Genomic DNA, 6,319 nt, shown 5'->3' on the forward strand with positions numbered 1-6,319 from the left:
CTGGGCCGTACGGACGACCAGGTGAAGGTACGCGGTTTCCGTATCGAGCTGGGGGAGGTCGAGGCCGCGCTGCTCGCCCACCCGGGCGTGGCCCAGGCAGCGGTGACGGTACGGGAGGACCGCCCCGGCGACCAGCGCCTGGTCGGCTACCTCGTCCCCGCCGGCGGTGACACTCCCCGGCCGGAGAGTGCCGCCCTGCGCGCCCATCTCGGCGCGCTGCTGCCGGAGTACATGGTGCCGTCCGCCCTGGTGGTCCTGGAAGCTCTGCCGCTGACGGCGAGCGGCAAGCTCGACCGCAGGGCCCTGCCCGCGCCGGATCATCAGCCGGCCGACGGGGGCCGGGGGCCGTCGACGGTCCAGGAGGAGATCCTGTGCGGGATTTTCGCCGACGAACTGAATGTGCCTCACATCGGCGTCGAGGACAATTTCTTTGAACGCGGTGGACATTCACTTCTGGCGGTCAAACTGGTGAGCCGAATCCGTTCGGCCATGGGGGTCGATGTCTCCGTCCAGATGCTGATGCAGGCACCCAGCGTCGCCGGACTCGCCCATCGGCTCAGCCTTCCCGCGATGACGGAATCGCTGCGTACGCTTCTCCCGATCAGGACGCACGGGAGCCGGCCGCCCCTCTTCTGTGTCCATCCGCGATCCGGGTTGAGCTGGTGCTTCGCACCCCTTGCTGGAGTTGTCCCTCCTGACATCCCGTTGTACGGGTTGCAGGCGCGGGACAGGGACGACGCGGGTGAGTTGCCGGGATCCATCCGGGAAATGGCGGAGGAATACGTCAAGGAACTGCGCACCGTGCAACCGTCCGGCCCGTATCACCTGCTGGGGTGGTCCATGGGAGGCCGCGTGGCGCAGGAGATGGCCGTACAACTACAGGAGGACGGGCAGCACGTGGCGCTCGTCATCATGGGAGGCTATGCCCCCGCCCCGCTCGGCACGCTCGACGCGGCGGCGGAATCGGAGGCATCGGCGGAACTCGACGAGGCGCCTTCTCTCCATGATCTCGCCGGCCTTCCGGACTACTTCCGTAACGAGATTTCAGAGGAAGAGGCCGGAGCGAGGGCGAGAATCATCGCGAACAACACCCGTATCTACGTAAAGCATTACCCGCGCAGATTCCACGGCGACCTCCTCTTCATCTCGTCGGACGAACTCGAGGACGGTTCCGGCCGTTTCATGTGGCAGCCCTACACGTCCGGTCACATCAGCGAGTCACGGCTGCCGTGCTCCCACGACGACATGGCCGATCCCCCCATGCTCGCTCTGCTGTGGGATTCGATCTCCGACTGGCTGTCCACGACGGAGGACGGAGACGGGACCGCGTAGGGACTCCCGTACCGCTCCCTCAGAGCCGACCCGCCTCCACGATCCGGCGCAGGAACTGCTGGGTGCGTTGCTCGCGCGGTGCGCCGAAGACCTCGGCCGGTGTGCCGCGTTCGAGCACCACGCCGTCGTCCAGGAAGCACACCTGGTCCGCGACCTCCCGGGCGAAGCCCATCTCGTGGGTGGCCAGCACCATCGTCATGCCCTCGCCCTTGAGGTCCCGTACGACCGACAGCACCTCGCCGACCAGTTCGGGGTCGAGCGCCGCCGTGATCTCGTCCAGGAGCAGCAGCCGGGGCCGTACCGCCAGCGCCCTGACGATCGCCGCGCGCTGCTGCTGGCCACCGCTGAGGCGGTCGGGGTACTCCCCCGCCTTGTCGGCGAGGCCCAGCCGGGCGAGCAGGTCGCGCGCGCCCGCCTCCGCCTCGGCGCGTTCCACGCCGAGGACCCGGCGGGGAGCGAGGGTGACGTTCTGGAGGACCGTCATGTGCGGGAACAGGTTGTACGCCTGGAAGACGACCCCGATACGGCGGCGCACCGCGTCGGGGTCGGCCCGGGGGTCGGTGATCTCCTCGCCGTCGAGGAAGATCGCCCCGTCGTCGATCTCCTCCAGCAGGTTGGCGCACCGCAGCAGCGTCGACTTGCCGGAGCCCGAGGCGCCGATCAGCGCCGTCACGGTGTGCTGCGGGACGTCGAGGCTGACGTCCCGCAGGATGACGCGGTCCCGGCCGAAGGTCTTGCGTACGGACTCCAGCCGCAGCACGGGGGTGGCACTGTTCCGGTCGTTCCGGTCGGCCGTCATACGGTCCCTCCCTGCGCGCGCCGCCGGTCCATCCGGGCGGTGACCCAGTCGGTGAAGCGGGTCATCGGGATCGTCAGCGCGACGAAGACGAGGCCCGCGACGACGTACGGCGTGTAGTTGAAGTACTTCCCGGCGATGATCTGCGCCGCGTAGACGGCGTCGACCGCGCCGGCGATCGACACGAGGCCCGTGTCCTTCTGGAGCGAGACCAGGTCGTTGAGGAGCGGCGGCACCACGCGCCGTACCGCCTGCGGGAGCACCACGTACCGCAGCGTCTGCGCGCCGGACAGGCCCAGCGACCGGGCGGCGGCCCGCTGCGAGGGGTGGACGGACTCGATGCCCGCGCGGAAGACCTCGGCCACGTACGCGGAGTAGGTGAGGACGAGCGCGGTGCCGCCGAGCACCACCGGGTCGTTGGTGACGCCCTGGAGCCGGAGGGCCGGGACGCCGAAGACGACCATCAGCAGGCAGATGATCAGGGGCAGTCCGCGGAAGAAGTCGGTGTACGCGGTGGCCAGCGCCCGGATCGGGAAGAAGACCGGGCCGCGCAGCGTACGGGCGACGGCGAGGAGCAGGCCGAGCAGGAGGACGCAGACGCCGCAGACCGCCAGCAGCCGCAGGTTGAGGAGCAGGCCGTCGAGGACGTCCGGCAGCGCCATGCGGGCGTACTTCGCGCTGAAGAACGTCTCGCGGGTGCGCTGCCAGCCGGGCGAACCGGTGATGACGACGAACAGGACGCCGCCGGTCACCAGGGTGGAGAGGGCGGCGATCGCGGTGGCGCGGCGGGCCCGGACCCGTTTGAAGCGCTCGCGCTCCAGCCGTCGCGCCGAGGGGGTGTACGTGTCCGCGCCGGCGCTCCCCCCGCGGTCCTCGCCGTTCTCCTTGCGGATGGTGCCAGTGGTCACTTGAGCACCGGAGCGTCCACCGCGTCCGACAGCCACTGCTTCTCCAGGTCCGCGAGCGTGCCGTTCCCGCGCAGCCCGTCGACAGCCTGGCTGACGCAGGTGGTGAGCTTGCTGCCCTTGTCGAGGACGAGCCCGAACTGCTCCGTGGCACCGCCGGCGTTGGGGAACTGGCCGACCACCTTGGCGTCCGTCACCTCGGCGCCGGTGATGTAGAAGGCCGTCGGCAGGTCCACGACGATCGCGTCGACCTGCTTGTTGCGCAGCGCCGACTTGGCGAAGTCGTTCTTCTGGTAGACGGCCGGCTTCTGGCCGGGCTTGATGACGTCGTTGATCGTGTCGAGGCTGGTGGTGCCGACCTGGGCGCCCAGTTTGGCGCCCTTGAGGTCCGCGATCGTCTTCGCCTTCGCGTACGGGGAGCTCTTCAGCGCGATGACGGCCTGGCGCACGTCGTAGTAGCCGGACGAGAAGTCGACGGCCTGCTTGCGTTCGTCGCTGATGGAGACCTGGTTGATGTCGAAGTCGAAGTCCTTGGCGCCCGGCGAGAAGGAGTTGTTGAAGGGCACCGTCTGCCAGACGACCTGGTCCTTGCCGTACCCGAGGGCCTCGGCGACGGAGTACGCGACGGCGGACTCGAATCCCTTGCCGTTGGCCGGGTCGTCCTGGAACCAGGGCGCGTACGCCGGTTTGTCGGTGCCGATCGTCAGCTTGCCCGCGGTGTGCGTGCCCAGTTTCCCCTTGTCGCAGGCCGGCGCGGTGGCCGACGTTCCGGGGGACGCCGCGTCGTCGGACGTCGAGTCGTCCTGCGGGGCGCAGCCGCCGACGGTGATGACAGCGGCGGCGACAAAGAGGGCGGGAAAGCCGATTCGGGCTCTGAGGTGCATGGCGGGAGAATTGCACTCCACGGGCCGCGCTGTCGAGATCACTTGATTGCGATCGTATGAAATTCCACCGATGTGTGTTTTCTTCGCGCCCGGACCCGCCCCCGGCACCGGAACCGCCGCGTGCGCGACTACGCTCCTGAGTGATGTTCACCCCCCAGGGCCCGACCCTTCGCGAACTCGCCGTCCAGGCGCTCTCGTCCATCGAGCACGGCTACGACCTGCTCGCGCCCAAGTTCGACCACACCCCGTTCCGTACGCCGGAGCGGGTGCTGGACGCGGTGACCCGGGCGGTACGGCCGCTCGGCCCGTTCCGTACGGGCGTCGACCTCTGCTGCGGCACCGGGGCGGGGGTGGGGGTGCTGCGGCAGGTGTGCGAGGAGCGGGTGACCGGGGTCGACTTCAGCGCGGGCATGCTCGCGGAGGCCGCGGCCCGGTTCGGTGACGATCCGCGCCCGGGGCCCGCCGTCGACTGGGTACGGGCCGACGCCCGCGCCCTCCCCTTCGCCTCGGCCTTCGACCTGGCCGTGAGCTTCGGCGCGTTCGGGCACTTCCTGCCCGCCGAGCGCCCCGGCCTCTTCGCCCAGGCCCACGCGGCGCTGCGACCGGGCGGCCTGTTCGTCTTCCCCGTGCCGGCGCCGCCGCCGGTCGGCTCGCGGCTGTACTGGACGCTGTGGGGCTTCGACGGCGTGATGCGGCTGCGCAACCTCGTACGCCGTCCCTCCTTCGTCATGTACTACCGCACCTTTCCCCTGCCGGACGTCCTGGCCGATCTGACCCGGGCCGGCTTCACGACCGAGCTGCTTCCCCTCCCCGACCTGGGCGAGCGGCCCGACGGGACGCCGCGGGGCGCGCTGATGGTCGCGCGCCGGGGCGGATCGGCGCATTCGCGAGAGCACTGAGCCCCTGCCCGTTCGTGGGTCACCGGGGGTGGGCACGGTTGAATGAGAGAGGCATACGGCAGGCGAACACGGGAGGACCAGCGCCATGGACCACGGGACACCACGAACGGTCGCGCTCTCCGCCGTCCCGGAGACGCTGCTGTGGAACCTCTACCACCGCTCGTTCGCGGCCCGGCAGCCGCTCGCCGCGTTCGAGGACCCGCGCGCGGTCACGCTCGTCGACTCCATCGACTATCCGTTCGAGGAGACGTTCGGGCCGCCGAGCCCGTTCCTCGCGCAGGGCCAGGCGCTGCGGGTGCTGACCTTCGACTCGGTGGTACGGGACTTCCTCGCCGAACACCCCGACGGCACGGTCGTCGCGCTGGGCGAGGGGCTGGAGACCCAGTTCTGGCGGGTGGACAACGGGCGGGTGAACTGGCTCTCCGTCGACCTGCCGGAAACGGTGGCCGTGCGGCGGGACCTGCTGCCCGACGGGGAGCGGCGCCGTACGCTCGCCTGTTCCGCCCTCGATCCCGCGTGGATGGACGAGATCGACACCTCCCGGGGCGTCCTCGTCACCGCGCAGGGACTGCTGATGTACCTGCGCCCGGCCGAGGTACGGGAGCTGATCGCCCGGTGCGCCGAGCGCTTCCCGGGCGGCGCGCTGGTCTTCGACGCCGTGCCGCGCTGGTTCAGCGCGCGGACGGCCCACGGCGGGATGACCACCGTGCAGGGCTACACCACCCCGCCGATGCCGTGGGGCATGAACGCGGGCGAGCTGCGGAAGGTCTTCACCGCGCATCCGGGCATCAGCGAGGTGCGCGAGGTGCCCGTCCCCCGGGGTCACGGCGTGTTCTTCGGTACGGTGGCGCCTCTCGCCCGCCGTGTGCCGGGCGTACGGAACCTGCGGCCGACCATGACCGTCCTGACGCGTTTCGCACCCCGCTGACCGGACCGGCCCGGCCTCGGCCGCGCAGTGCGGGCCGGGACGCGGACCGGGTGCGCGGACGGGTCCTCAGTCGAACGCGATGACCGACCTGCCGTGCGTACGGGATCCGGTGGCCAGGCCGTCCACGGCGGCGGGCGCGTCGTCCAGGTCGATCGGGGTGATCTCGGGGAGGATCCCGTGCTGGGCCGAGAAGGCGAGCGTGTCGCGCAGGTCGTGCGGGGAGCCGGACGGGCTGCCCATCACGCGCAGCCGGTTGAGCACCACCGCCTGGCTGGGCACGGTGATCGGCCCGGAGTCGTATCCGCAGAAGACGAGGGTGCCGCCGGGGGCGAGGCCGGCCACGGCGGCGTTGCCCGCCGCGGTGGAGGGGGCCGCGTTCACCATGACGTCCGCTCCCCCCTCCCATTCCTTGAGCGCCACCGCCGGATCGGTCTCGGCGCCGGCCACGAACAGCTCCGCGCCCATCTCCTTGGCCCGGTCCTCGCCCCGCCGCGAGCGGCCGACCACGGCGACCCGGGCTCCCATGGCGATCGCGTACCGGACGGCGAGGGCCCCGATGCCGCCCGCGCCGACCA

7 protein-coding genes are annotated in these 6,319 nt (G+C 70.8%); 3 read left to right on the forward strand and 4 right to left on the reverse strand.

Annotated elements, in window-relative coordinates; genetic code table 11:
- A partial coding sequence (locus GT042_RS17785) for an alpha/beta fold hydrolase (protein WP_161309697.1) occupies positions 1-1,332 on the forward strand: 1,332 nt, incomplete at its 5' end.
- A 19-nt stretch (positions 1,333-1,351) separates the two neighbouring features.
- Here GT042_RS17785 and GT042_RS17790 read toward each other — a convergent pair.
- Genes GT042_RS17790 through GT042_RS17800 form a run of 3 tightly spaced genes read right to left on the reverse strand, consistent with a single transcriptional unit; the run spans position 1,352 to position 3,917 of the window.
- On the reverse strand, positions 1,352-2,131 hold the full coding sequence (locus tag GT042_RS17790) for an amino acid ABC transporter ATP-binding protein (protein ID WP_161309698.1): 780 nt from the start codon (positions 2,129-2,131) through the stop codon (positions 1,352-1,354).
- A complete protein-coding gene (locus GT042_RS17795; protein WP_345943816.1) occupies positions 2,128-3,036 on the reverse strand; it encodes an amino acid ABC transporter permease in 909 nt (302 codons plus the stop codon). Before GT042_RS17795 ends, GT042_RS17790 begins: the two co-directional genes overlap by 4 nt.
- Positions 3,033-3,917 carry an ABC transporter substrate-binding protein gene (locus GT042_RS17800; protein WP_161309699.1) on the reverse strand — a complete coding sequence of 295 codons (885 nt, stop codon included), beginning with the start codon at positions 3,915-3,917 and terminating at the stop codon, positions 3,033-3,035. Before GT042_RS17800 ends, GT042_RS17795 begins: the two co-directional genes overlap by 4 nt.
- Positions 3,918-4,060: 143 nt before the next feature.
- Here GT042_RS17800 and GT042_RS17805 point away from each other — a divergent pair, with 143 nt between their 5' ends.
- Positions 4,061-4,816: a class I SAM-dependent methyltransferase gene (locus tag GT042_RS17805; RefSeq protein ID WP_161309700.1), complete on the forward strand. Its 756-nt coding sequence runs from the start codon at positions 4,061-4,063 to the stop codon at positions 4,814-4,816.
- 85 nt (positions 4,817-4,901) lie between these two features.
- Positions 4,902-5,744, forward strand: coding sequence for a class I SAM-dependent methyltransferase (locus GT042_RS17810; protein ID WP_161309701.1), 843 nt, complete (start codon positions 4,902-4,904; stop codon positions 5,742-5,744).
- A gap of 66 nt (positions 5,745-5,810) precedes the next feature.
- On the opposite strand, the gene GT042_RS17815 is transcribed toward GT042_RS17810, so the two are convergent.
- A partial coding sequence (locus GT042_RS17815; protein WP_161309702.1) for a zinc-binding dehydrogenase occupies positions 5,811-6,319 on the reverse strand: 509 nt, incomplete at its 5' end.

The organism is Streptomyces sp. SID3212 (genome assembly GCF_009865405.1).
Taxonomy (GTDB): Bacteria; Actinomycetota; Actinomycetes; order Streptomycetales; family Streptomycetaceae; genus Streptomyces.

What these genes read in the sequence shown, in the direction of transcription:
- GT042_RS17790 (WP_161309698.1), bottom strand. Translation starts at nt 2,131, where the DNA reads ATGACGGCCGACCGGAACGACCGGAACAGTGCCACCCCCGTGCTGCGG.
- GT042_RS17800 (WP_161309699.1), bottom strand. Translation starts at nt 3,917, where the DNA reads ATGCACCTCAGAGCCCGAATCGGCTTTCCCGCCCTCTTTGTCGCCGCC.
- GT042_RS17805 (WP_161309700.1), top strand. Translation starts at nt 4,061, where the DNA reads ATGTTCACCCCCCAGGGCCCGACCCTTCGCGAACTCGCCGTCCAGGCG.
- GT042_RS17810 (WP_161309701.1), top strand. Translation starts at nt 4,902, where the DNA reads ATGGACCACGGGACACCACGAACGGTCGCGCTCTCCGCCGTCCCGGAG.